The sequence below is a fragment of the Kitasatospora sp. NPDC030952 genome, assembly GCF_055571335.1.
In genome coordinates, this window is record NZ_JBVIFM010000030.1 from 35,895 (window position 1) to 59,277 (window position 23,383).

At 73.3% G+C, this 23,383-nt stretch carries 17 protein-coding genes; 15 read left to right on the forward strand and 2 right to left on the reverse strand.

The annotated features are described in order from the left end of the window. Positions 1 to 51 precede the first annotated feature (51 nt). From ACZ47G_RS35020 to ftsY, 5 genes are all read left to right on the forward strand, one after another. Entirely contained in the window at positions 52 to 552 is a 501-nt protein-coding gene (locus tag ACZ47G_RS35020; RefSeq protein WP_465749771.1) for a winged helix-turn-helix transcriptional regulator, read from the forward strand. A gap of 29 nt (positions 553 to 581) precedes the next feature. Then, positions 582 to 881 (forward strand): acylphosphatase, encoded by a 300-nt coding sequence (locus tag ACZ47G_RS35025; RefSeq protein ID WP_380453390.1) that lies wholly within the window; start codon positions 582 to 584, stop codon positions 879 to 881. A gap of 412 nt (positions 882 to 1,293) precedes the next feature. Then, positions 1,294 to 1,497 carry a hypothetical protein gene (locus ACZ47G_RS35030; protein ID WP_030243474.1) on the forward strand — a complete coding sequence of 68 codons (204 nt, stop codon included), beginning with the start codon at positions 1,294 to 1,296 and terminating at the stop codon, positions 1,495 to 1,497. A gap of 157 nt (positions 1,498 to 1,654) precedes the next feature. Continuing rightward, positions 1,655 to 5,290 (forward strand): chromosome segregation protein SMC, encoded by a 3,636-nt coding sequence (gene smc, locus ACZ47G_RS35035; protein WP_465749773.1) that lies wholly within the window; start codon positions 1,655 to 1,657, stop codon positions 5,288 to 5,290. A gap of 55 nt (positions 5,291 to 5,345) precedes the next feature. Beyond that, entirely contained in the window at positions 5,346 to 6,584 is a 1,239-nt protein-coding gene (gene ftsY / locus ACZ47G_RS35040; protein WP_465749775.1) for a signal recognition particle-docking protein FtsY, read from the forward strand. Positions 6,585 to 6,686: 102 nt separating this feature from the next. Here the strand turns inward: ftsY and ACZ47G_RS35045 are convergent, their stop codons facing one another. Further along, positions 6,687 to 7,361, reverse strand: a complete 675-nt coding sequence (locus ACZ47G_RS35045) for a bifunctional DNA primase/polymerase (RefSeq protein WP_465749777.1) — start codon at positions 7,359 to 7,361, stop codon at positions 6,687 to 6,689. Positions 7,362 to 7,934: 573 nt separating this feature from the next. Here ACZ47G_RS35045 and nsdA point away from each other — a divergent pair. The 7 genes from nsdA to ftsH all read left to right on the forward strand — a co-directional run bounded on the left by nsdA (position 7,935) and on the right by ftsH (position 18,648). After that, positions 7,935 to 9,431: a transcriptional repressor NsdA gene (nsdA, locus tag ACZ47G_RS35050; RefSeq protein WP_380453478.1), complete on the forward strand. Its 1,497-nt coding sequence runs from the start codon at positions 7,935 to 7,937 to the stop codon at positions 9,429 to 9,431. A gap of 289 nt (positions 9,432 to 9,720) precedes the next feature. After that, positions 9,721 to 11,133 (forward strand): ammonium transporter, encoded by a 1,413-nt coding sequence (locus ACZ47G_RS35055; RefSeq protein ID WP_465749779.1) that lies wholly within the window; start codon positions 9,721 to 9,723, stop codon positions 11,131 to 11,133. Then, positions 11,130 to 11,468 (forward strand): P-II family nitrogen regulator, encoded by a 339-nt coding sequence (locus ACZ47G_RS35060; protein ID WP_270143771.1) that lies wholly within the window; start codon positions 11,130 to 11,132, stop codon positions 11,466 to 11,468. Before ACZ47G_RS35055 ends, ACZ47G_RS35060 begins: the two co-directional genes overlap by 4 nt. A 192-nt stretch (positions 11,469 to 11,660) precedes the next feature. Further along, positions 11,661 to 14,096, forward strand: a complete 2,436-nt coding sequence (locus tag ACZ47G_RS35065; RefSeq protein WP_465749781.1) for a [protein-PII] uridylyltransferase — start codon at positions 11,661 to 11,663, stop codon at positions 14,094 to 14,096. Between the two features lie 170 nt (positions 14,097 to 14,266). After that, entirely contained in the window at positions 14,267 to 15,832 is a 1,566-nt protein-coding gene (ffh, locus tag ACZ47G_RS35070) for a signal recognition particle protein (RefSeq protein ID WP_380453476.1), read from the forward strand. Positions 15,833 to 16,088: 256 nt separating this feature from the next. After that, positions 16,089 to 16,613, forward strand: coding sequence for a GNAT family N-acetyltransferase (locus ACZ47G_RS35075; protein WP_465749783.1), 525 nt, complete (start codon positions 16,089 to 16,091; stop codon positions 16,611 to 16,613). Between the two features lie 112 nt (positions 16,614 to 16,725). Continuing rightward, positions 16,726 to 18,648: an ATP-dependent zinc metalloprotease FtsH gene (gene ftsH / locus ACZ47G_RS35080; RefSeq protein WP_465749785.1), complete on the forward strand. Its 1,923-nt coding sequence runs from the start codon at positions 16,726 to 16,728 to the stop codon at positions 18,646 to 18,648. 176 nt (positions 18,649 to 18,824) lie between these two features. Here the strand turns inward: ftsH and ACZ47G_RS35085 are convergent, their stop codons facing one another. After that, on the reverse strand, positions 18,825 to 19,649 hold the full coding sequence (locus ACZ47G_RS35085) for a class I SAM-dependent methyltransferase (RefSeq protein ID WP_465749787.1): 825 nt from the start codon (positions 19,647 to 19,649) through the stop codon (positions 18,825 to 18,827). Positions 19,650 to 19,939: 290 nt separating this feature from the next. Here ACZ47G_RS35085 and proS point away from each other — a divergent pair, with 290 nt between their 5' ends. The 3 genes from proS to rpsP all read left to right on the forward strand — a co-directional run bounded on the left by proS (position 19,940) and on the right by rpsP (position 23,383). Continuing rightward, entirely contained in the window at positions 19,940 to 21,352 is a 1,413-nt protein-coding gene (gene proS / locus ACZ47G_RS35090) for a proline--tRNA ligase (protein WP_380453373.1), read from the forward strand. A 517-nt stretch (positions 21,353 to 21,869) separates the two neighbouring features. After that, positions 21,870 to 22,448, forward strand: coding sequence for a hypothetical protein (locus ACZ47G_RS35095; protein WP_030287984.1), 579 nt, complete (start codon positions 21,870 to 21,872; stop codon positions 22,446 to 22,448). A gap of 506 nt (positions 22,449 to 22,954) precedes the next feature. Then, positions 22,955 to 23,383 carry a 30S ribosomal protein S16 gene (rpsP, locus tag ACZ47G_RS35100; RefSeq protein ID WP_380453371.1) on the forward strand — a complete coding sequence of 143 codons (429 nt, stop codon included), beginning with the start codon at positions 22,955 to 22,957 and terminating at the stop codon, positions 23,381 to 23,383.

Genomic DNA, 23,383 nt, shown 5'->3' on the forward strand with positions numbered 1-23,383 from the left:
GCCGTTCCGGTGCGGGTTCGACAAGCCAACCCGGTGTGGCAGGCTGGCGTCGTGACCCCCGACACCACCACCCCCGGCGTCCCGGCCGTCCCCGGCCGGCCCTGCTCGATGGCCGCGGCGCTCCAGGTGGTGGGGGAGAAGTGGGCCCTGCTGGCGGTGCGCGAGCTGTTCTACGGCAACCACCGCTTCGACCGGATCGCCCGCAACACCGGAGCGCCGCGCGACCGGCTGACCGCACGGCTGCGGGCGCTGGAGGAGGCCGGGGTGGTCGAGCGCCGCCCGTACAGCGAGCGGCCGCCGCGCTACGAGTACCACCTCACCGAGGCCGGCCGGGACCTCGCCCCGCTCGCCCACGCGCTGCGCACCTGGGGCGACCGCTGGCTGCTGCCGGACTCCCCGGTGACCTTCGCCCACACGCCCGAGGGTCACCAGCCGCACCCCTTCGACCCGGCCTGGGTCTGCCGCACCTGCGGCCACGAGGCCCGCCGCGGCGAACTGCACGCCGAGGTGCACACCCCGGGCTGGACGGTCGAGGGCCCGGTGGAGCGGTGACCGGCCGTCGCGCCGGTTAGGGTCTTGGCATGCACGGTCGCGACGCCCACAGTGATGAACCGGTCCGGGTGACCGCCTGGGTCCGGGGGAGGGTCCAGCAGGTCGGGTTCCGCTGGTGGACCAGGGCACGGGCGCTGGAGATCGGCCTCACCGGCTACGCGAGCAACCTCGGCGACGGCCGGGTGCAGGTGGTCGCCGAGGGCCTGGCCGCCGACTGCGAGCAACTGCTGACCCTGCTGCGCGGGCCCGACACGCCCGGCGCGGTGTCCGGAGTGACCGAGATCTGGACCGCCGTCGGCGCAGGTTACGAGGGCTTCGAGATCCGCTGAACGCCCGGCTCCCGGGCCGGCGCCGCCCCTCCCCGGAACTGATCCGCAACGGTCGGTGTCATACGGTTGCCAATCGGGCAGACTCGTGGTTGACTCCGCATCGAACGATGATCCACGAGCAGGTGGTGGACCCGGGCCCGAAACCCCCCAGGCGTGACGACACCGCCGGGCAGGTGACAGGGGCGCGGTAGCGTGCGGTGATCGTGTTGACCCGTACCGTCTTTGGTGAGACGCTTGAAGCCCGCGCACACGATCGCGTATCCCGGTAGGCGCATGCCCTCGTGGGCCCAGCTCACGGCGGTTGTGCCGTAGTGCCCAGCCAGCACTTCCGGTGCGCGCCGCGCGTGCGTCCCCCTTCCCCCTAGACCTGTACCGTTCCGGTTCGGTCACTCAGCGTGGAGGACCATTCATCATGGCAAAGGCGCTTCTCGGGTACGTCGGCGGCCCCGACCCGCGAATGCTCTCCGAGATGCGACGGCTTCAGCAGCGCGTCCAGGACCTGGAGTCCGAGCTCCTTCGGATGCAGGCTGAGAACGACGCGCTCACCGCTGTCGCTGACGAGCACTCGCTGCTCAACAGCATCGACCTGGATCAGCGGGAGCCGGCTCTCACCTGAGCCCCGCCCCGCTCCTCACGGATCGACGCCGCTGTGCACTGAGCCGCCCCGAAAGGGACGCAGCTTTGCAAGGGACGCCCGGATGTGGCGTCCCTTCGTCGTGTCGGACTCCGGATACAGTCGGTTCCCGTCGTGAGCGAATGAGGAGACCGGCCGCGTGCACCTGAAGAGTCTGACGCTGCGCGGCTTCAAGTCCTTCGCCTCCAGCACCACCCTGCGCTTCGAGCCGGGCATCACCTGCGTGGTCGGCCCGAACGGCTCCGGCAAGTCGAACGTGGTGGACGCGCTGTCCTGGGTGATGGGCGAGCAGGGGGCCAAGTCGCTGCGCGGCGGCAAGATGGAGGACGTCATCTTCGCCGGGACCAGCGGGCGCGCCCCGCTCGGCCGGGCCGAGGTCAGCCTCACCATCGACAACGGCGACGGCGCCCTGCCGATCGACTACTCCGAGGTGACGATCACCCGGACCATGTTCCGCAACGGCGGCAGCGAGTACGCGCTCAATGGCGAGACCTGCCGCCTGCTGGACATCCAGGAACTGCTCTCCGACTCCGGCATCGGCCGCGAGATGCACGTCATCGTCGGACAGGGCCAGCTCGACTCCGTGCTGCACGCCGACCCCATGGGCCGGCGCGCCTTCATCGAGGAGGCGGCCGGCGTCCTCAAGCACCGCAAGCGCAAGGAGAAGGCGCTGCGGAAGCTGGACGCGATGCAGGCCAACCTCAACCGGGTCCAGGACCTGGTCGCCGAACTGCGCCGCCAGCTCGGACCGCTCGGCCGGCAGGCCCGGATCGCCCGCCGGGCCGCCGGCATCCAGGCCGACCTGCGGGACGCCCGGCTGCGGCTGCTCGCCGACGACCTGCTCGCGCTGCGCCGAGCCGTCGAGGCCGAGGTCGCCGACGAACTGGCGCTGCGGCTGCGCCGGACCACCGTCGAACAGGAACTGGCGCGGGCGGTGCAGCGCGAACAGGTCCTGGAGGCGCAGGTCCGGCAGCTCGGCCCGGGCCTGGAGGCCGCCCGGCAGACCTGGTACCGGCTCTCCGCCCTCGCCGAACGCACCCGCGGCACGATCGGACTGGCCGAGGCCCGGGCCCGGCACGCCGCCGCCGGGGGTGCGGCCGAGGAACGGCGCGGCCGGGACCCGGAGGAGCTGGAACAGGAGGCCGAGCGGATCCGCGAGGAGGAGGCCGCCCTCGCCGAGGCGCTGGAGGAAGCCCGGTACGCGCTGGCCGAGGCGATCGAGCGCAAGGACGAACTGGAGCGCGGGCTGGCCGCCGAGGAACGCCGGCTGCGGGACGCCGCCCGGGCCATCGCGGACCGCCGGGAGGGCCTGGCCCGACTCCAGGGACAGGCCGCCGCCGCCCGCTCCAGGGCCGGCTCGGCCGAGGCCGAGATCGGTCGGCTCACCGAGGCCAGGGACGAGGCGCTGCTGCGCGCCGGGGCCGCTCAGGGCGAACTGGACGAACTCCAGCAGCAGGTGGACGGCCTGACCGGGGACGACGAACAGGCCGAGGCCGGGTACCAGCGGGCCCGGGCCCGGCTGGCCGAGGCCGAACGGGACCAGGCCGCCGCCCGGGAGGCGGCCGCGGCCGCCGAACGCGAACGGGCCGGGCTCACCGCGCGGCACGAGGCGCTCTCGCTCGGACTGCGCCGCAAGGACGGCACCGGCGTGCTGCTGGCCGCGGGTGAGCGGCTGACCGGGCTGCTCGGCCCGGCGGCCGCGCTGCTGCGGATCGAGCCCGGTTACGAGGTGCCGGTGGCCGCCGCGCTCGGGGCCGCCGCCGACGCGGTGGCCGTCGAATCGCCGTCGGCCGCCGTCGGCGCGCTGCGACTGTTGCGCGCCCAGGACGCCGGTCGGGCCGCGCTGTTGATCGCCGGAGCAGAGGAACTCCCGCGCGGAAACGGTGAGTTGCCGGAGGGTGCCCGGTGGGCCGCCGAACTGGTCGACGGGCCGGGCGAGTTGATCGCCGCCGTACGGAACCGGCTGGCCGGGGTGGTCGTGGTCGCCGACCTGGAACAGGCGCTGCGACTGGTCGCCGAACACCCCGAACTGTCCGCCGTCACCGCCGAGGGCGACCGGCTGGGCGCCGGCTTCGCCCAGGGCGGCTCCGGTGGCGCGCCCAGCCTGCTGGAGACCCAGGCGGCGGTGGACCAGGCGGCCCGGGCGATCGGCGAACTCGACCTCCGCTGCGCCGACTCGGCCGAGCGACTGGCCCGACTCACCGAACTGCGCCGGGAGTCGGCCGCGGAGGTCGAGCGGCTCGGCGAACTGCGGCGGCAGGCGGAGAAGGAACGGGCCCAGGTGGCGGGGGCGCTCGGCCGGCTCGGCGGACAGGCCCGGGCCGCCGCCGGGGAGGCCGAGCGGCTGTCGGCCGCCGCCGCGCGGGCCGAACAGGGTCTGGCCGAACTGCTCGCCACCGCCGAGGAACTGGCCGAACGACTGGCCGCCGCCGAGGAGTCGGCGCAGTCCGGGGAGGACGAGCCGGACCCGGCCGAGCAGCAGCGGCTGGCCGGCGCCGCCTCCGCCGCCCGGCAGGGCGAACTGGAGGCCCGGCTCGCGGTGCGCACCCACGAGGAGCGGGTCCGCGCGCTGGCCGGCCGGGCCGACCAACTGGACCGGGCCGCCCGCGCCGAGCGCGAGGCGCGCGCCCGGGCCGCCGAGCGCCGCCGGCGCGCCGAGCACGACGCCCGGGTGGCGAACGCCGTCGCGGCGGGTGCCCGGCAGCTGCTGGCCTGCCTGGAGGTGTCGCTGGCCCGCGCGGACGCCGGGCGCGCGGACGTCGAACAGGCGCTCGCCGGGCGGGAGAACGAACTCCGGGAGCACCGCGAGCACGGGCGCGGGCTCAAGGAGGAGCTGGACAAGCTGGTCGACGCCGGCCACCGGGACGAGGTGCTGCGAGCGGAGAAGCGGCTGCGGATCGAGCAGTTGGAGGCCCGCGCGTTGGAGGAGTTCGGCATCGACGGGGGCGAGTTGCTGGCCTCGTACGGACCGGACCAGCCCGTCCCGCCGTCGCTCGCGGCGTCAGCGGCCGATGGCACCGTCGAGGAGGGGCAGGAACCGGGGGAGCCGTACCCGTACGTCCGGGCCGAGCAGGAGAAGCGGCTGCGGGCCGCCGAGAAGGCGTACCAGCAACTGGGCAAGGTCAACCCGCTGGCGCTGGAGGAGTTCGCCGCGCTGGAGGAGCGCCACACGTTCCTCGGCGAGCAGCTGGACGACCTCAAGCGCAGCCGGCGCGACCTGCTGGACATCGTCCGGGACGTGGACCAGCGGGTCGAGCAGCTGTTCACCTCGGCGTACCACGACACCGCCGCCCAGTTCGAGGGCGTCTTCGCCCGGCTCTTCCCGGGCGGCGAGGGGCGGCTGGTGCTGACCGACCCGGACAACATGCTCACCAGCGGGGTCGAGGTGGAGGCTCGCCCGCCGGGCAAGAAGGTCAAGCGGCTGTCGCTGCTGTCCGGCGGCGAGCGCTCGCTGACCGCGGTGGCGCTGCTGGTGGCGATCTTCAAGGCCCGGCCCAGCCCGTTCTACGTGATGGACGAGGTGGAGGCGGCGCTGGACGAGACCAACCTGCGCCGGCTGGTCGGGATCATGGAGGAGCTGCGGGAGAGCTCCCAGCTGATCGTGATCACCCACCAGAAGCTGACCATGGAGTCCGCCGACGCCCTGTACGGCGTGACCATGAAGGGCGACGGGATCTCCCAGGTGATCAGCCAGCGGCTGCGCGAGGGGCACCCCCCGGCCGCCAGGCCGGGGGAGAGCACCGGGAGCGGCGTCCGTCGGGCGTCGGTCGGGTGACGGTCTAGGGCGGCGTCGGTCCGGAACGGCTCCGGTCACGGATACTGGTCGGGTTATGGAATACGTGATCCTTGCCGTAGTCATCGCCGTGGTCGCCGTCGGTGCGATCGCGGGCCTCGTCGTTTCCGGCAGACGACGCCAGCAGCTGCCCCCGAAGTCGCAGGCGCCGGTCATCACGGCGCCGAAGACCACCCCGCAGGAGCCCCAGGTCGGCGAGGAGGCCGCGCCGCCGACCGAGGAGCCGCGCCGCACCGTCGAGGAGGTGCAGCTCCCCGAGGCCCCCGCGGTCCCCGAGGCCCCCGCGGTCCCCGAGGCCGTCGAGGTCGAGGCCCCCGCCGAGGCCGAGGTGGCGCCCGCCATCGAGGTCCCCGAGCCCACCGCCGGCCGGCTGGTCCGGCTGCGCTCCCGGCTCTCCCGTTCGCAGAACTCCCTCGGCAAGGGGCTGCTCTCGCTGCTCTCGCGCGAGCACCTGGACGAGGACACCTGGGAGGAGATCGAGGAGACCCTGCTCACCGCGGACGTCGGCGTCGCCCCGACCCAGGAGCTGGTCGAGCGGCTGCGCACCCGGGTGAAGGTGCTCGGCACCCGTACGCCCGAGGAACTGCGCGGCCTGCTCCGCGAGGAGCTGGTCGAGCTGGTCGGCAAGGACGCCGACCGCACCGTCCGCTCCACCAAGCACGAGGAGGGCCCGGCCGTGGTCCTGGTCGTCGGCGTCAACGGCGTCGGCAAGACCACCACCACCGGCAAGCTGGCCCGCGTCCTGGTCGCCGACGGCCGCCGGGTGGTGCTCGGCGCGGCCGACACCTTCCGGGCCGCGGCCGCGGACCAGCTGCAGACCTGGGGCGAGCGGGTCGGTGCGCGTACCGTGCGCGGCCCGGAGGGCGGCGACCCGGCCTCGATCGCCTTCGACGCGGTCAAGGAGGGCATCGCCGAGGGCGTCGACACCGTGCTGATCGACACCGCCGGCCGACTGCACACCAAGACCGGTCTGATGGACGAGCTGGGCAAGGTCAAGCGGGTCGTCGAGAAGCACGGCCCGGTGGACGAGGTGCTGCTGGTGCTGGACGCCACCACCGGCCAGAACGGTCTGATCCAGGCCCGGGTGTTCGCCGAGGTGGTGGACATCACCGGCATCGTGCTGACCAAGCTGGACGGCACCGCCAAGGGCGGCATCGTGGTCGCGGTGCAGCGCGAGCTGGGCGTGCCGGTCAAGCTGATCGGTCTGGGCGAGGGCGCGGACGACCTGGCGCCGTTCGAGCCGGGTGCGTTCGTGGACGCGCTGATCGGGGACTGACCGGGACTCCCCGTCGACGAGGGTCCGCTCCTCCGGGAGCGGGCCCTCTCGCGTGCCCGGGTCAGATTGCCCTGGAGGAGAGCGGGCGAGTCGCCGGACGGGTCACGAGGCGATCCAGGCGGGCTCGGCGGTGCGCTCGCGGCTGCGGTGGCAGGCGTAGGCGAGGGTGCCGAGCAGCAGCCGGGCCTCGGGCGGGCAGCCGGCGTTGTCGCGGGTGGGGCGGCGCAGCCAGCGGACCGGGCCGAGTTCGCCGAGCACGGTGGGCGGGGCGGCGACGTAGCTGCCCTCGCCGTGGCAGGTCAGGTCGAGCGCGGCGTCGTCCCAGCCCATCCGGTAGAGCAGGTCGGGCAGTCGGCGGGCGGTGCCGGCGGCGACCAGGAACTGCAGCCGGCCGGTGGGCGGGGCGAGCACCGGGCCGACCTGGGTGCCCATCCGCTCCAGCCGGACCAGCGCCTGCAGGCCGGCCGGCTCGGGGACGTCCAGGACGTCGAAGGCGCGGCCGGTGGGGAACAGTACGGAGCCCTCGGCCCCGGTGGCCCCGGCCCGGCTCGCGGTGCCCGGCACGGGGTGCAGGCCGGGCGCGGCGCAGCGCCGGGAGCCGCAGGGACAGCGGGGCGGGGCGGCGGAGTCGGCCGGGTCGCCGGTGGCGACGGTCCAGCCCCAGCGGCCGGTGTACTCCGCGGCGGCCTGGGACGCGGTGACCTTGGTGCGGCGGCGCGCGCCCAGCGGCGCCAGCCGCAGGTGCCCCAGTCGAAGTTCGCCGAACAGGTTGTCCATGCCTCCCCCAACAGGTTCTCGTTGCCGATGGTTACGGGACGGTGACTGTGTGTTGATTGTCCGTTGCGTGGTGCGTGGTGCGGTGGCGGCGCGCAGCGCTTGGCGTGCGCCTGTTGCGGGGGTGTGCCTCGGGCGCCGCCTTGTGGGGGCGGCGCCGATGCCGGATCGTCGGGTGCGCGGGGTGGTTGCCGTCCCGAGTGGACGGTGAACTCGCCTGTGGCTGCGGGGGATTGCGGGGTCTGCCGGGTCTTCCGGGGTTGACCGGGGGACTTGGCGGCCCGCATATGCCGGACCGTCGCGACCACCTAGTCAAGCGCGTGCCCCCGGAGTTCGGTTCACTCCTGGGGGTGGCGAAAGGTGGCGTTTCGCCAGGGGCGCTCCCACGGGTACCTCGCGGGGCACTACGTTCAGCACACGGACGTCGTCGGAGCTCCCGCTCCGGGCCGTCGGGGAACGGGAGTTGGGGATCTGACGGACCGTCCACGGCGATGGCACACCAGTACGACGAGGCGGTACCGCAACACCTCAGACACGGCACGTCTGGCAAGAGCCCGCAACCGTCGGGCGGTCACGATCGGGGGCCCCGCAGGGGCCGGGCGGGATGGGGACGTTCCCATGGCAGAGAAGCAACCCAACGAGAAGCTGACCACGTGGTTCGCCCGCAGCGGCTGGTCCAAGGGGGAGTTGGCCCGCCAGGTCAACCGCCGGGCCCGGCAGATCGGCGCCCACCACGTGTCCACCGACACCTCCCGGGTGCGCCGATGGCTCGACGGCGAGCAGCCCCGCGAGCCGATCCCCAAGATCATGTCAGAGCTGTTCTCGGAGCGCTTCGGCTCGGTGGTCTCGATCGAGGACCTCGGCCTGCGCGCCGCGATCCCGGTCTCCACCGTCGGCGGCGGCGTGGACCTGCCGTGGAGCGCCCCGCAGACCGTCCAGCTGATCAGCGACTACTCCCGCAGCGACCTGATGCTCAACCGCCGGGGCTTCCTCGGCACCTCGCTCGCGCTGACCGCCGGCGCCGCGCTGATCGAGCCCATGCAGCGCTGGCTCGCCCCCGGCCCGACCGGCATCCCCACCCCGATCCTCACCGCGGCCAACGGCGGCGAGGTGTTCACCGGCCGGCTCTCCGAGCCCGAGCTGGAACTGCTGGAGCAGACCACGGTCATGTTCCGCCAGTGGGACGCCCAGAACGGCGGCGGGCTGCGCCGCAAGGCCGTGGTCGGCCAACTCCACGAGGTCACCGACCTGCTGCAGGAGACGTACAGCGAGGACACCACCAAGCGGCTGTTCCGGCTCACCGCCGAACTCGCCCACCTGGCCGGCTGGATGTCCTACGACGTCGGGATGCACCCGAGCGCGCAGAAGTACTACGTGCTCGCCCTGCACGCCGCCAAGGAGGCCGGCGACCGCCCGTTCGGCGCGCTGATCCTCACCGACATGAGCCGCCAGATGATCCACCTCAACCGGGGCGAGGACGCCCTGGACCTGATCCACCTGGCCCAGTACGGCAGCCGGGACACCGCCACCCCGCGGCAGCAGTCCCTGCTGTACGCGATGGAGGCGCGCGCCTACGCCACCATCGGCGAGGTGAACCGCTGCGCCCGGGCGATCCGGCTGGCCGAGGACACCTTCACCGACATCCGCGAGGGCGACGGGGACCCGGACTGGCTGAAGTTCTTCTCGCCGGCCGAGCTGAACGCCGAGAACGCCCACTCCTACCGCGACCTCGCGTACCACTCGGACAACGCCCAGCTGTACGCCTCGCTGTCCGCGCCGGTGATGGGGCGCGCCGTCGACCTGTTCCGCCAGGACGACGACCACGTGCGCTCGTACGCCTTCAACCTGATCGGCATGGCCAGCGTCCACCTGCTGCAGAAGGAGGCCGAGGAGGCGGCGCGGTACGCCGAACAGGCGGTGGACATCGCGACCAAGGTGCGCTCGGAGCGGCTGAACTCCCGGGTCCGCAAGACCACGGAGGCCGCGGCCGCCCGGTTCCAGGGCGTGGACGCGGTGAGCCGGCTCCAGGAGCGGGTGGTCCAGGACATCCCGGAGTTCGTCTCGGTGGTCTGAGCGGCCCCGGGCGGGAGACTCCACCGACCGTGACGGCCGCCGCCGTCACGGTCGGTGGCTTTCCGGGCCACGGACCGTGCGGTGCGGCGGCACAGTAGCCCATCCGGCCCTGCGGCGGGGCCGCGGTTCACGCGCCCGTAACCCGCGCGTCGCACGCGTCACGGCCGCGAAACAAGCGACCGCACTGGCCGAAACCCGCCTTCGGCACTCTCCTTTTCATCGCCGACACCCCGGGTGGCACGGGACAGGTACCCGGGGGCGGAGCGGCTTGGACGCAGAGGAGACGCCGATGCCGGACGGCTTCAGCGCGGGCGACACCGCCTTCGTGCTCATCAGTGCGGCCCTGGTCATGGTGATGACCCCGGGCCTGGCCTTCTTCTACGGGGGCATGGTCAGGGCCAAGAGCACACTGAACATGCTGGCGATGAGCTTCCTCTCGCTCGGCATCGTCAGTGTGCTGTGGGTCCTCTACGGCTACTCGCTCAGCTTCGGGCCCGACTCCTTCGCCGGACTCATCGGCAACCTGGACTTCCTCGGGATGCGCGGCATCGGGCTGAACGAACTGACCGGGTCGATCCCGGTGACGGCCTTCGCGATCTTCCAATTGATGTTCGCGATCATCACCCCGGCGCTGATCAGCGGCGCCGTCGCGGACCGGGCCAAGTTCTCCGCCTGGGGCCTGTTCATCGCGCTCTGGGTATCGGTCGTCTACTTCCCGGTCGCGCACTGGGTGTTCTTCATGGACAACGGCCACGGCGGCTGGCTGGGCGACAGAAACGGCGTGATCGACTTCGCCGGCGGAACCGCCGTGCACATCAACGCCGGTGTCGCCGGCCTCGCACTCTGCCTGGTGCTGGGCAAGCGGGTCGGCTTCAAGAAGGACCCGATGCGCCCGCACAGCCTGCCGCTGGTGATGCTCGGCTCCGGGCTGCTGTGGTTCGGCTGGTTCGGCTTCAACGCGGGCTCGGCGCTGGCCGCCAACGGCGTGGCCGCGATGGCGATGGTCAACACCCAGGTCGCCACCGGTGCCGCGCTGGTCGGCTGGCTGGTCTACGAGAAGCTCAAGCACGGCGCGTTCACCACGCTGGGCGCCGCCTCCGGCGCGGTGGCCGGCCTGGTCGCGATCACCCCGGCCTGCGGCTCGGTCAGCCCGCTCGGCGCGGTGGCCATCGGCCTGATCGCGGGCGCCGTCTGCGCCGCGGCCGTCTCCCTCAAGTACCGCTGGGGCTTCGACGACTCGCTCGACGTGGTGGGCGTGCACGCGGTGGGCGGGGCGATCGGCTCGCTGCTGATCGGCCTGTTCGCCACCGGCGGGGTCGGCCAGACCGCCAAGGGCCTGTTCTACGGCGGCGGGCTGGGTCAGCTCGGCAAGCAGGCGATGGGCGTGGCGGTGGTCGCGGCGTACTCCTTCGTGCTCTCCTGGCTGCTGGCCAAGGCCGTCGACAAGCTGGTCGGCTTCCGGGTCGCCGAGGAGGTCGAGGTGGCCGGCATCGACCAGGCCGAACACGCCGAGTCCGCCTACGACTTCAGCGCCGTCGGGGGCGGCCTGGCCCGGGCGCTGCCGGCCCTGGGCCTCGGCTCCGGGCCCAGCTCCGGGCCCGGCTCCGCGCCTGGTGGCAAGCCCGCCGGGACGGCCGCTGAGAAGCCTGCCGACAAGACCACCGAACAGCCCGCCGAGAAGACCGAGGTCGACGCCCGATGAAGCTCATCACCGCCGTGATCAAGCCGTACCGCCTGGACGAGGTGAAGGCCGCCCTGCAGGCCTTCGGGGTCCACGGCCTGACCGTCACCGAGGCCAGCGGCTACGGGCGCCAGCGCGGCCACACCGAGGTCTACCGGGGCGCCGAGTACACCGTCGACCTGGTGCCGAAGATCAGGATCGAGGTGCTGGTCGAGGACGAGGACGCCGACGACCTGATCGACGTCCTGGTGAAGGCCGCCCGCACCGGCAAGATCGGCGACGGCAAGGTGTGGAGCATCCCGGTCGACACCGCCGTCCGGGTCCGCACCGGCGAACGCGGCCCGGACGCCCTGTGAGGCACTGACCGATCCGGCGGACCCGCCCCTGCCCGGGGTGCGGGTCCGCCCGTCGGCGCATCCCCGCTCGGCCGTACGACGGCTCGGCTGTACGACGGTCCCGCCGTACGACCGCTTGGCTGTACGACGGCTCGGCTGTACGACGGCTCCCCCGCACCACGGCTCACCCGCACCACGGACGGGACCCCGCGCATGACCACCGAGACCAGCCCCTCCGATCCCCTGGACCACCCGGCGGCCCGGACCGCGCTGCTGGAACGGCCCGGACTGACCGGCCGCCCGCGCCGCCTCGCGCTCGCCCGGCTCACCGACGACTGGCTGGCCGGGCTGCTCGCCGCCGCCGGAGCCCCGGCCTCCGGCGTCGCGCTGGTCGCCGTCGGCGGCTACGGCCGGGGCGAGCTGTCCCCGCGCAGCGACCTGGACATCCTGCTGCTGCACGACGGCCCGATCGCCCGCGAGCTGCCCGAGCGGATCTGGTACCCGGTCTGGGATGCCGGAGCCAAGCTCGACCACTCGGTGCGCACCCCCGCCGAGGCCCGCGCGGTGGCCGCCGCCGACCTCAAGGCGCAGCTCGGCCTGCTGGACGCCCGCCACCTCGCCGGGGACCCGGCGCTCACCGCCGCGCTGCGCTCCGCGGTGCTCACCGACTGGCGCGCCAGCGCCCCCGCGCGCCTGCCCGAGCTGCGCGAACTGGGCCGGGAGCGGGCCGAACGGCACGGCGAGCTGTCCTTCCTGCTGGAGCCCGACCTCAAGGAGGCCCGCGGCGGCCTGCGCGACCTGGTCGCGCTCGACGCCGTCGCCGCCACCTGGCTCGCCGACGCGCCCCGGGACGGCCTGGACGCCGCGGCGCTGCGGCTCGCCGACGTCCGCGACGCCCTGCACCTGGCCACCGGCCGGGCCACCGAACGGCTCAGCCTCCAGGACCAGGACCAGGTCGCCGAGCGGCTCGGGGTGCTGGACGCCGACACCCTGCTGCGCCAGGTCTACGAGGCCGCCCGGACCGTCTCCTACGCGAGCGACGTCACCTGGCGGGCGGTGGACCGGGTGCTCGCCGCCCGCTCCGGCCGGGGCCGTCGGGCCGTCCGGCTGGGCTTCCCGTTCACCGGTGCCGGGCGCGGCGGCGGCGCGGTGGCCCGGGGCGCCGTCGCGCGCCGCCCGCTCGCCGAGGGCGTGGTCGAGCAGGACGGCGAGGCGGTGCTCGCCCAGGCCGCCCGCCCGGCCGCCGACCCGGTGCTGCCGTTGCGCGCCGCGGCCGCCGCCGCCCAGAACGGGCTGACCGTCTCGTACGCGACGGTGCGCCGGCTGGCCGCCGAGTGCCGTCCGCTGCCGGTGCCCTGGCCGGACGAGGCGCGCGAGCAGCTGGTGACCCTGCTGGGGGCGGGGGAGGCGGCCGTGCCGGTGTGGGAGGCGCTGGAGGCGGAGGGGCTGGTGACCAGGCTGCTACCGGACTGGGAGCGGGTGCGCTGCCGCCCGCAGCGCAACGCGGTGCACCGCTGGACGGTGGACCGGCACCTGGTGGAGACGGCCGTCCGGGCCGCCGCGATGACCCGCCGGGTGGCCCGGCCCGACCTGCTGCTGGTCGCCGCGCTGCTGCACGACATCGGCAAGGGCTGGCCCGGCGACCACAGCGAGGCCGGCGAGGTGATCGTCCGCGACCTGGCCGCCCGGATGGGCTTCCCGCCCGAGGACACCGAGACCCTGGCGGTGCTGGTCCGCCACCACCTGACCCTGGTCGACACCGCGACCCGGCGCGACCCGGACGACCCGGCCACCGTCGAGACGGTCACCAAGGCGGTCGGCACCCTGCCGGAGCTGGAGCTGCTGCACGCGCTCACCGAGGCGGACGCGCTGGCCACCGGCCCGGCGGCGTGGAGCGCCTGGCGGGCCTCGCTGGTGGACGGCCTGGTGGCCCGGGCCGCCGCCCAGCTGGCCGGGGGCCCGGTCCCGCCGACGGAGGTCGCGCCCGGCGCGGAGCAGGAGCGGCTCGCCGTCGAGGCCGCCCGCACCGGCGCCCCCGCACTGTCGCTGCTGGCCCAGGCGGTGGGCGCGGACCCGGGCACCGAACCGATGGGCGTCGAGCTGACCCTGGCCGTCCCGGACCGGCCCGGGCTGCTCGGCACGGTGGCCGGGGTGCTGGCGCTGCACCGGTTGACCGTCCGCTCCGCCGGTCTGCGCGAGCTGGACCCGATCGGCGCGGGCCCGGTGCTGCTGCTGTCCTGGCGGGTGGCCGCCGAGTTCGGCGAACTGCCGGAGGCGGCCCGGCTGCGCGCCGATCTGCGCCGGGCGCTGGACGGCTCGCTGGACGTCTCCCGCCGCCTCGCCGAGCGGGACGCCGCCGCCCCGCGCCGCCGGGGCATAGCGACCCCACCGCCGCTGGTCGCGGTGGCGCCGGCGGTGGCCTCGGCGACCGCGACCGTGCTGGAGGTCCGCGCCCACGACGCCCCCGGGCTGCTGCACCGGATCGGACGGGCGCTGGACGGGGCGGGCGTCCGGGTGCGCACCGCGCACGTCTCCACGCTGGGCGCGGAGGCCGTCGACTCCTTCTACCTGACCGATCCGGAGGGGCGTCCGCTCACCGCGGGGCGGGCCGGGGAGGTGGCGGCGGCGGTCCGGGCGGCGCTGGGCTGAGGCCCTGCCGTCCGGGGCGGCGGAGGCCCTGCCGTACGGGGTGCCGGAGGTCCGTCGTACGGGATGCCGGAGGTCCGTCGTACGGGGGTGGAGACCGTACCCGGGGCGGCCGGATACCCTGGGGGACGACGACCGTACTGATACCGATGCCGCAGAGGACCCGCGACGACGTGTTCGACACCCTTTCCGATCGCCTCGCAGCGACGTTCAAGAACCTCCGGGGCAAGGGCCGCCTGAGCGAGGCGGACATCGACGCCACCGCCCGCGAGATCCGCATCGCGCTGCTGGAGGCGGACGTCGCGCTGCCGGTCGTCCGGGCCTTCATCAAGCAGGTCAAGGAGCGGGCGCTCGGCGTCGAGGTCTCCGGCGCGCTGAACCCGGCGCAGCAGATCATCAAGATCGTCAACGAGGAGCTCATCGCGATCCTCGGTGGCGAGACCCGCCGGGTGCGGTTCGCCAAGAGCGGCCCGACGGTCATCATGCTCGCCGGTCTGCAGGGTGCCGGTAAGACCACCCTCGCGGGCAAGCTCGGTGCCTGGCTGAAGAAGCAGAAGCACACCCCGCTGCTGGTCGCCTGCGACCTGCAGCGCCCCAACGCGGTCAACCAGCTCCAGGTGGTCGCGGACCGCGCCGGTGTGGCCTTCTACGGCCCGCAGCCGGGCAACGGCGTCGGCGACCCGGTGCAGGTCGCCAAGGACTCGATCGAGTACGCCAAGCAGAAGCAGTACGACGTCGTCGTCGTCGACACCGCCGGCCGCCTGGGCATCGACGCCGAGCTGATGCAGCAGGCCGCCGACATCCGCGCCGCGGTGAACCCGGACGAGGTCCTGTTCGTCGTCGACGCGATGATCGGCCAGGACGCGGTCACCACCGCGCAGGCCTTCCTCGACGGCGTCGACTTCACCGGTGTCGTGCTCTCCAAGCTCGACGGCGACGCTCGCGGTGGCGCCGCCCTGTCGGTCGCGCACGTCACCGGCCGGCAGATCATGTTCGCCTCCAACGGCGAGAAGGTCGACGACTTCGACGCCTTCCACCCGGACCGGATGGCCTCGCGCATCCTGGGCATGGGTGACGTCCTCTCGCTGATCGAGAAGGCCGAGCAGACCTTCTCGCAGGAGGAGGCCGAGAAGATCGCCGCCAAGCTGCGCGGCGGCCCGAAGGCCTTCACGCTGGACGACTTCCTGTCCCAGCTGGAGCAGGTCCAGAAGATGGGCTCGATCTCCAAGCTGCTCGGCATGCTGCCCGGCATGGGCCAGATCCGGGAGCAGATCAACAACATCGACGACAAGGACGTCAACCGGGTCGGGGCGATCATCAAGTCGATGACCCCGACCGAGCGCGCCGAGCCGGAGCTGATCAACGGCTCCCGCCGGGCCCGCATCGCCAAGGGCGCGGGCGTCCAGGTCGGCGAGGTCAAGAACCTGGTCGAGCGGTTCTTCGACGCCCGCAAGATGATGTCCGCGATGGCCTCCGGCAAGGGCATGCCCGGCATGCCGGGGATCCCGGGCATGGGCGGCGGCGCGAAGAAGTCCGGCAAGAAGGCCCCGCAGGCCAAGGGCAAGCGCAAGAGCGGCAACCCGCTGAAGCGGGCGCAGGAGGAGGCCGCGGCCGCCGAGCGCCGCGCGCTCGGTCCGGGCGCCGGCCAGGGTCCGGCCGACGGCGGCGCGTTCGGCCTCGGCGCGGGCAAGGGCCCGGCCGACTTCGAGCTGCCCAAGGAGTTCAAGGACCTGCTGTAGGCCTCGGTCCGGCCGTCCTGTTCGGCCCGTCGTCCGGTGCACTCCGGGCGGCGGGCCGTTCGCGTGTCCGGGTCGTCGCTGCTGATGCCGCTGCCGCTGCCGCTGCCGCTGCCGCTGCCGCCGTCGCCGTCGCCGTCGCCGTCGCCGCGTCCGTGCGTGCGGGCCGGGTGAGGGCCGGGGTGGTGTTCGGGCACGTGTCGGCCCGGACGGGCACGCTGCGGTGCCCGAGGACGGTGCGGTGTCCGATGATGGCGGCATGCGAGTGACGATCAGGGCCCCGAGGGCCGAGGACGAGGCTGTGTACGCGGAGGCGGTCCGACGGTCCGCCGAGCACATCGGACGGTGGAACCCGGTCGAGCCGGACGGCCTGCCGGAGCTGCTGGAGCGGCAGGGGGCCGGCCTGCGCACCTTCCTGATCATCGACCGGGAAACCGGCGGGCTGGTCGGCAAGGTGAACGTCGCCAACATCGTGATGGGCCGGTTCTGCAACGCCTCGCTGGGCTACGACTCGTACCTGCCGTTCGCCGGCACCGGGCGGATGACCGAGGGCCTGCGCCTGGTCCTGGACCGCTGCTTCGCCCCGCAGTCGGCCGACGGGCTGGGGCTGCACCGGCTGGAGATCAACGTGCAGCCGGAGAACGAGCGCTCGATCGCGCTGGCCAAGCGGCTGGGCTTCCGGCACGAGGGCTTCACCCCGCGGATGCTCTTCCTGCAGGGGGACTGGCGCGACCACGAGCGGTTCGCGCTGACCGCGGAGGAGTGGCCGGGCGCCGCCGCGTGAGCCCCGACGGGGCGTCATAACCGCTGGTCGGGGGCTTGGGCACGGCCGTACGGCCGGTCCGGCGCGGCGTTGCGGTTGGCCCGCCCGAGCGGCTGTCCGTATTGTCCGGTGGGTGACCGAACCCGTGCCGCCGCGCCAGACCCCCGACCAGCCCTGGCGGTCCGAGGGGGCCCCGCCCCCGCCGCCGCCCCGCCGCCGGATGCCCGGCGGCTGGACCGGCCTCGTCCTCACCGCACTCGTGGTGTTCCTGATCTCCGACCTGCTGCTGTCGTTCTTCGGCAACGAGGGCGCCACCACGATCTCCTACACCGAGTTCAACAACCAGCTGAACAAGGGCAACATCACCAAGATCTACTCCAAGGGCGACGCGATCGAGGGCACCCTCAAGAGCGCCCAGCCCAAGCCCGACGGCGGCAAGGGCGACTACACGGAGTTCGACACCCAGCGCCCCTCCTTCGCGGGCGACAACCTGTGGACCACCCTGCAGCAGCAGGGCGTCGAGGTCACCGCCACCTCGCCGGTCCAGCAGCGCAGCTTCCTCACCAACCTGCTGCTCTCGCTCGCCCCGATGCTGCTGCTGGTCTTCATCTGGGTGCTGCTCGCCCGCCGGATGGCCGGCGGCCTCGGCGGCGGACCGCTCGGCCGCAAGGCCCCGCCCAAGCCGGTCACCGCCGATCAGGGCAAGCGCACCACCTTCGCCGACGTGGCCGGCATCGACGAGGTCGAGGCCGAACTCACCGAAGTGGTCGACTACTTGAAGAACCCCGAGCGCTACCGCAGGCTCGGTGCCAAGATGCCGCGCGGGGTGCTGCTGAGCGGCCCGCCCGGGACGGGCAAGACCCTGCTGGCCCGGGCCGTGGCCGGGGAGGCGGACGTGCCGTTCTTCTCCGCCTCCGCCTCCGAGTTCATCGAGATGATCGTCGGCGTCGGCGCCAGCCGGGTCCGCGAACTGTTCACCGAGGCCCGCAAGGTCGCCCCGGCGATCATCTTCATCGACGAGATCGACACCATCGGCCGCCAGCGCGGCGCCGGCGGCGGCATGGGCGGGCACGACGAGCGCGAGCAGACGCTCAACCAGATCCTCACCGAGATGGACGGCTTCACCGGCTCCGAGGGCGTCATCGTGATCGCCGCGACCAACCGGGCCGACGTGCTCGACCCGGCGCTGCTGCGCCCCGGCCGCTTCGACCGCAGGATCACCGTCAGCCCGCCGGACCGGGAGGGGCGCGCGGCGATCCTGCGCATCCACACCCGGACCGTGCCGCTGGCCGGCGACACCGACCTCACCCGGCTGGCCAAGGTCACCCCCGGGATGACCGGCGCCGAACTCGCCAACCTGGTCAACGAGGCCGCTCTGCTGGCCGTCAAGCGGGAGCAGGACGCGGTCAACGAGCGGGACCTCTCGGACGCCCTGGAGAAGGTCCAACTGGGCGCCGTACGGCCGCTGGTGATGCCGCAGGAGGAACGCGAGCGGACGGCGTACCACGAGAGCGGGCACGCGCTGCTCGGCATGCTCCAGCCGGGCGCGGACCCGGTCCGCAAGATCACCATCGTGCCGCGCGGCCGGGCCCTCGGCGTCACCCTCTCCACCCCGGAGAACGACCGCTACTCGTACACCGAGCCCTACCTGCGCGGCCGGATCATCGGCGCACTCGGCGGGATGGCGGCCGAGCAGGTGGTCTACGGGATGATCACCACCGGCGCCGAGAGCGACCTGGAGCAGGTCACCAACATCGCCCGCGGGATGGCCGGGCGCTGGGGGATGAGCGAGCGGGTCGGGCGGCTCACCGCCGTGCCCGCGGACGCGCAGGGCGCGTACGGGCTCTCGGCGGCGCCGACGACGCTGGACGCGGTGGACGAGGAGGCCCGGCGGATCGTCGCCGAGTGCTACGAGGACGCGGTGCGGATCCTGACCGAGCAGCGGCCCCGGCTGGACGCGCTGGCGGCGGCGCTGCTGGAGGCGGAGACGCTGGACGAGGAGGCGGCCTACCGGGCGGCGGGGGTGCCGCGGAAGACGGCCGACGAGGAGGCGTGAACCGGTAGCCGGGGGCGCCCGCCGTGGTGGCGGGCGCCCCCGGTTCGTCGTGCGCTCTCCGGCGCGCTCGGGGTTCGTTCACTCGGGGTTCGTTCAGTGGTGTGTTCAGGGCGCGTTCAGTGGTGTGTTCAACGGCGTGTTCAGCGGCGTGTCCAGGGTGTGTTCAGGAGGTGTCCTCAGCGGGGCCGGTCGGCGATCAGGTAGCGGAAGACGTTCTCCATCCGGACCGAGCCGTCCGGGCGCAGGTACGGCTGCAGCGCCTCCTCCAGCTCCTTGGCCACCAGCGCGGCCCCGGAGAACTCCTCCGCCGCCTCGAACAGCCCGGTGGAGAGCAGCCCGCGCACCGCGCTGTCGAGGTCCGGGTAGGCGAACGGGCATCCCACCCGGCCGCTGCCGGCCGGGCGCAGGCCGACCGGCGGGAGCAGGTCCTCCAGCGCGCCGGGCGCGCTCAGCTCGAACGGGTCGCGCGCGGTGGTCCGCCCCGCCCTCCGGCGGGCCACGTCCAGTACCGGGGCGCTCTCGCAGCGCTCCGGCGGCCCCCAGGCGGCCAGCACCACGTGCCCGCCCGGAAGGGTCAGCCCGGCGGCCTCGGCGACCACCCGGCCGGGCTCGGCGGCGCCGGGCAACTGGTCGAAGACCGTCACCAGCGAATGGGCCGAGCGGGGGACGGCGGCGGCCGGCCGGGCCCCCGCGCACACCCGCAGCCGGCGGTCCCGGGCCAGCTCGCGCAGCTCGTCCCGGGGCTCCTGCCCGGCGACCTGGGCGCCCCGTCCGGCGGCGAGCAGCAGGGCCAGTCCGGAGCGGCAGCCCAGCCCCAGCACGCTGCTCGCCGGGCCGACCTCCAGGCGGTCGTACACCGCCTCGTAGAGCGGTACCAGCATGCGTTCCTGGATCTCCGCCCAGTCGCGCGCCCGCGCGGGCCCGGCGGCCCCCTGCTGCGGGTGGTGCGGTCGTGCGCCCGTCGGTCGTGCGGTCGTGCCGGTCGTCCGAGCTGAAGCCATCGCGGCCTCCCATCCGGTCCTTCGGTGTGCTGCTACGGCTCCCCCAAAGTCCCGCCCCACTCCAGCGAACAGCGGGTCGGGCCCGGCGTCCAGAGGGGTGCAGGGTGGTGCGCGCGTGTCGCGGTCGTGCGCCCCCCTGCGGGCGGCATGCCGCGGCTGCCGGCCGGTGGGTGCGGCGGGCGGTGATGCCCCGCGAGAGCGGCGGCCATCTCCCGCGAGTGCGGCCGCGATCTCCCGCGAGTGTGATGGCGATTCGAAGTGAGGGGGTCGATCCCCGTACCATTCCGCCCATGGCTAAGGCACCCGTTCTCACCCCTCAGGCGGAAGACTTCCCGCGCTGGTACCAGGACCTCATCAACAAGGCCGAGCTGGCCGACAACGGTCCGGTGCGCGGCACCATGGTCATCCGACCGTACGGCTACGGCCTGTGGGAGCGGATGCAGCAGGAGATGGACGCGCGTATCAAGAAGGCGGGCGCGCAGAACGCCTACTTCCCGATGTTCATCCCGCAGTCCTACCTGACCAAGGAAGCCGAGCACGTCGAGGGCTTCGCGCCCGAACTCGCGGTGGTCACCCACGGCGGCGGTAAGCAGCTGGAGGAGCCGGTCGTCGTCCGGCCGACCTCCGAGACCATCATCAACGAGTACTTCTCCAAGTGGGTGCAGAGCCACCGGGACCTGCCCCTGCTGATCAACCAGTGGGCCAACGTGGTCCGTTGGGAGCTCCGCCCGCGCGTCTTCCTGCGCACCACCGAGTTCCTCTGGCAGGAGGGCCACACCGCCCACGCCACCTACGAGGACGCCCGTGCGTACGCGTCGATGATCCACACCCAGGTCTACGGCGACTTCATGACCAACGTGCTCGGCATCGACGTCGTGCTCGGCCGCAAGACCGCCAAGGAGCGCTTCGCCGGCGCCATCAACACCCTCACCCTCGAAGGCATGATGGGTGACGGCAAGGCGCTGCAGATGGGCACCAGCCACGAGCTGGGCCAGAACTTCGCCAAGGCGTTCAACACCACCTACCAGCTGCAGGGCGCCGAGCGCGAGCACGTCTGGCAGACCTCCTGGGGCGTCTCGACCCGCATGGTCGGCGGCCTGATCATGTCCCACGGCGACGACAACGGCCTGCGGGTGCCCCCGCGCCTGGCCGCCGTCCAGGCCGTGGTGCTGGCCATCAAGGGCGACGACGCGGTCATCGCCAAGGTCCGCGAGATCGGCGCCCAGCTGGAGGCCGCCGGTATCCGGGTCGTGGTCGACGACCGCACCGACACCCCGTTCGGCCGCCGCGCCGTCGACTGGGAGCTCAAGGGCGTTCCGCTGCGCATCGAGGTCGGCCCGCGCGACCTGGAGAACGGCACCGCGATGCTGGCCCGCCGCATCCCCGGCGGCAAGGAGCCGGTCTCCATCGACGCCCTGGCCGCGCTGCTGCCGGGCATCCTGGAGGAGGACCAGGCGCTGCTGCTGCGCCAGTCCCGCGAGCGCCGCGAGGCCCGCACCGTCGACGTCAAGACCCTCGACGAGGCCGTCGAGGCCGCCGCGACCGGCTGGGGCCGGATCTCCTGGGCCGACCTCGGCGCGGAGGGCGAGGCCAAGCTGTCGGAGCAGGGCGTCACGGTGCGCTGCATCGTCGCGGCCGACGGTTCGGTGCCGCAGACGGACGACCAGGACGGCAATATCGCGATCGTCGCGCGCGCGTACTGATCGCCGCGTACTGATCGCACTGATGCGCGTACCGGTACGCACTGTTGCGAGTAGTGTTGCGCGTACTGACGTGCTACTGCCGTACGTATCGGCGGGCGCACTGTTGCGCGTACTGATGACGGCCATCGGCAGGTAATGACCGTTGCCGGCGACATTTGCCCGGAATGCGGATGGGTAAGAATCCGGTAACTCTGCCGGAGGAGCCCGGGCGGGCTACATCCCTACTGGCCGGTCAACTGCCGGTATTAACGGAATAGCGGTACGGTGTACGGCCCGTGGCCCTGTCAACTTCGACGGGTCCACGGGCCGTACGTCCTGGGGGCGACAGCCCGCCTCCCGGATGGAATTCACGAGGTCCGCCGGTGTTGCGACGGGCCGAAACCGGCAGGGGGTTGGTCTTGCGTCAGATCCGGAACGCGCAATTCGCGCGCAGTCGCGCATTCCTGGGAGTTCCCTGGGAATTCCCGGAGAACGGGAACATGCGGAACATCGGCTCACTCTGCATCGTTGGTCTAGCGTGAGCACGACACAGCCCCTCGTCCTCGCGGCCGAACTGGCCGCCGCCTGGAGTGACATCCAGGCCCACCACCAGGACCTTCCCGACCTGGCCTCGCCCGAGGCACTGATCGGCGAGTCCTCCTCGGCCTGTGGCACGCGGCTCGGTTTCGAGCGGCTCCTCCACGAGGCTGCCCACGGTCTGGCCGCGGCCCGGGACATCCGGGACACCTCGCGCGCCGGCCGCTACCACAACCGGCGCTTCCTGATGCTCGCCTCCGAGCTGGGCCTGGCACACCCGGTCGAGCCGCACGCCAGCAGCGGCTTCTCCCAGGTGACCATGCTCAAGGAGACGCAGGAGCGCTACGCCGAGACCATCGAGCGCCTGGACCGCGCCCTCGGCGCGCACCAGGAAGCGGTGGCCGGCGACGGCACCAACCGCGCCTTCCGCGGCCCGGCCGCCCGGCACGGCTCCTCCGGGGGCGGCGTCCGGGTCAAGGCGGTCTGCGGCTGCGGACGCAACGTCCGGGTCGTGCCGTCGGTGCTCGCCCAGGCGTCCATCGTCTGCGGTGCGTGCCAGCAACCGTTCAAGATCGCATAACCCGGGGTCGGGACCGGTCGGCGACTGTGCGGGCAGTCGACGCGGCCGGGGTGATCGGCAGCGGTGACATCGGTGACATCGGTGAGTCTGTGGGCTGACCGGGAGCGGGGGCTCCCGGTCGAGCCCTGAGCTGTTCGTTCGCGGCGCCTGTCCTGGCGCTGTCCGCCGGGTGTGGCCCTGTGTCGCGGGCCCCCGGCGGGTCCTGGCGGGTTTCTGGCGAGTTCCCTGCGGGTGACGGCCGGGTCGGTCGGGTGCCGGTTGGGATGGTCGGGGTGGCCGGGTGACGGCCGGGTCGGTCGGCTGTCGGTCGGGTGGCCGGGTGTCGGTCGGGACGGCCGAGTGAAGACCCTTCGCGCCGGTATGGCAGAATGGACAGCTGAGTACTCGGCAGCCGGGTCAGGACCCCTCTCTCCTACGGCTGGCGTGTCCCTTGAACGGCCCGCCCCGCAACCCCACGCGGACGGCAAGGCCGCTCACCCACGTCAACACCAGGAGAATCCACTCCCGTGGCAGTCAAGATCAAGCTGAAGCGTCTCGGCAAGATTCGCTCCCCGCACTACCGCATCGTCGTCGCCGACGCCCGCACCAAGCGTGACGGTCGCGCGATCGAGGAGATCGGCATCTACCAGCCGACCTACAACCCCTCGAAGATCGAGGTCGACAGCGACCGCGCCCAGTACTGGCTGTCCGTCGGCGCCCAGCCGACCGAGCCGGTCCTCGCGATCCTCAAGCTGACCGGCGACTGGCAGAAGTTCAAGGGCCTGCCGGCCCCGGCGCCGCTGCTGGTCGCCGAGCCCAAGGTCGAGGACTTCTCGCACCTGTTCGCGAAGGCCGTCGCCGGCTTCGAGGACGCCACCACCGGTGTCGCCATCACCCCGAAGGCCAAGAAGTCGGACAAGGCTGAGGCTGAGGCCGACGCCGCCGTCGAGGCCTGA

Coding starts and splice junctions, on each gene's coding strand:
- ACZ47G_RS35030 (WP_030243474.1), top strand. CDS start 1,294: ATGGCAAAGGCGCTTCTCGGGTACGTCGGCGGCCCCGACCCGCGAATG.
- proS (WP_380453373.1), top strand. CDS start 19,940: ATGGCTAAGGCACCCGTTCTCACCCCTCAGGCGGAAGACTTCCCGCGC.
- ACZ47G_RS35045 (WP_465749777.1), bottom strand. CDS start 7,361: ATGGACAACCTGTTCGGCGAACTTCGACTGGGGCACCTGCGGCTGGCG.
- ACZ47G_RS35075 (WP_465749783.1), top strand. CDS start 16,089: ATGCGAGTGACGATCAGGGCCCCGAGGGCCGAGGACGAGGCTGTGTAC.
- ACZ47G_RS35060 (WP_270143771.1), top strand. CDS start 11,130: ATGAAGCTCATCACCGCCGTGATCAAGCCGTACCGCCTGGACGAGGTG.
- ftsY (WP_465749775.1), top strand. CDS start 5,346: ATGGAATACGTGATCCTTGCCGTAGTCATCGCCGTGGTCGCCGTCGGT.
- ACZ47G_RS35055 (WP_465749779.1), top strand. CDS start 9,721: ATGCCGGACGGCTTCAGCGCGGGCGACACCGCCTTCGTGCTCATCAGT.
- ACZ47G_RS35065 (WP_465749781.1), top strand. CDS start 11,661: ATGACCACCGAGACCAGCCCCTCCGATCCCCTGGACCACCCGGCGGCC.
- ACZ47G_RS35085 (WP_465749787.1), bottom strand. CDS start 19,649: ATGGCTTCAGCTCGGACGACCGGCACGACCGCACGACCGACGGGCGCA.
- ACZ47G_RS35025 (WP_380453390.1), top strand. CDS start 582: ATGCACGGTCGCGACGCCCACAGTGATGAACCGGTCCGGGTGACCGCC.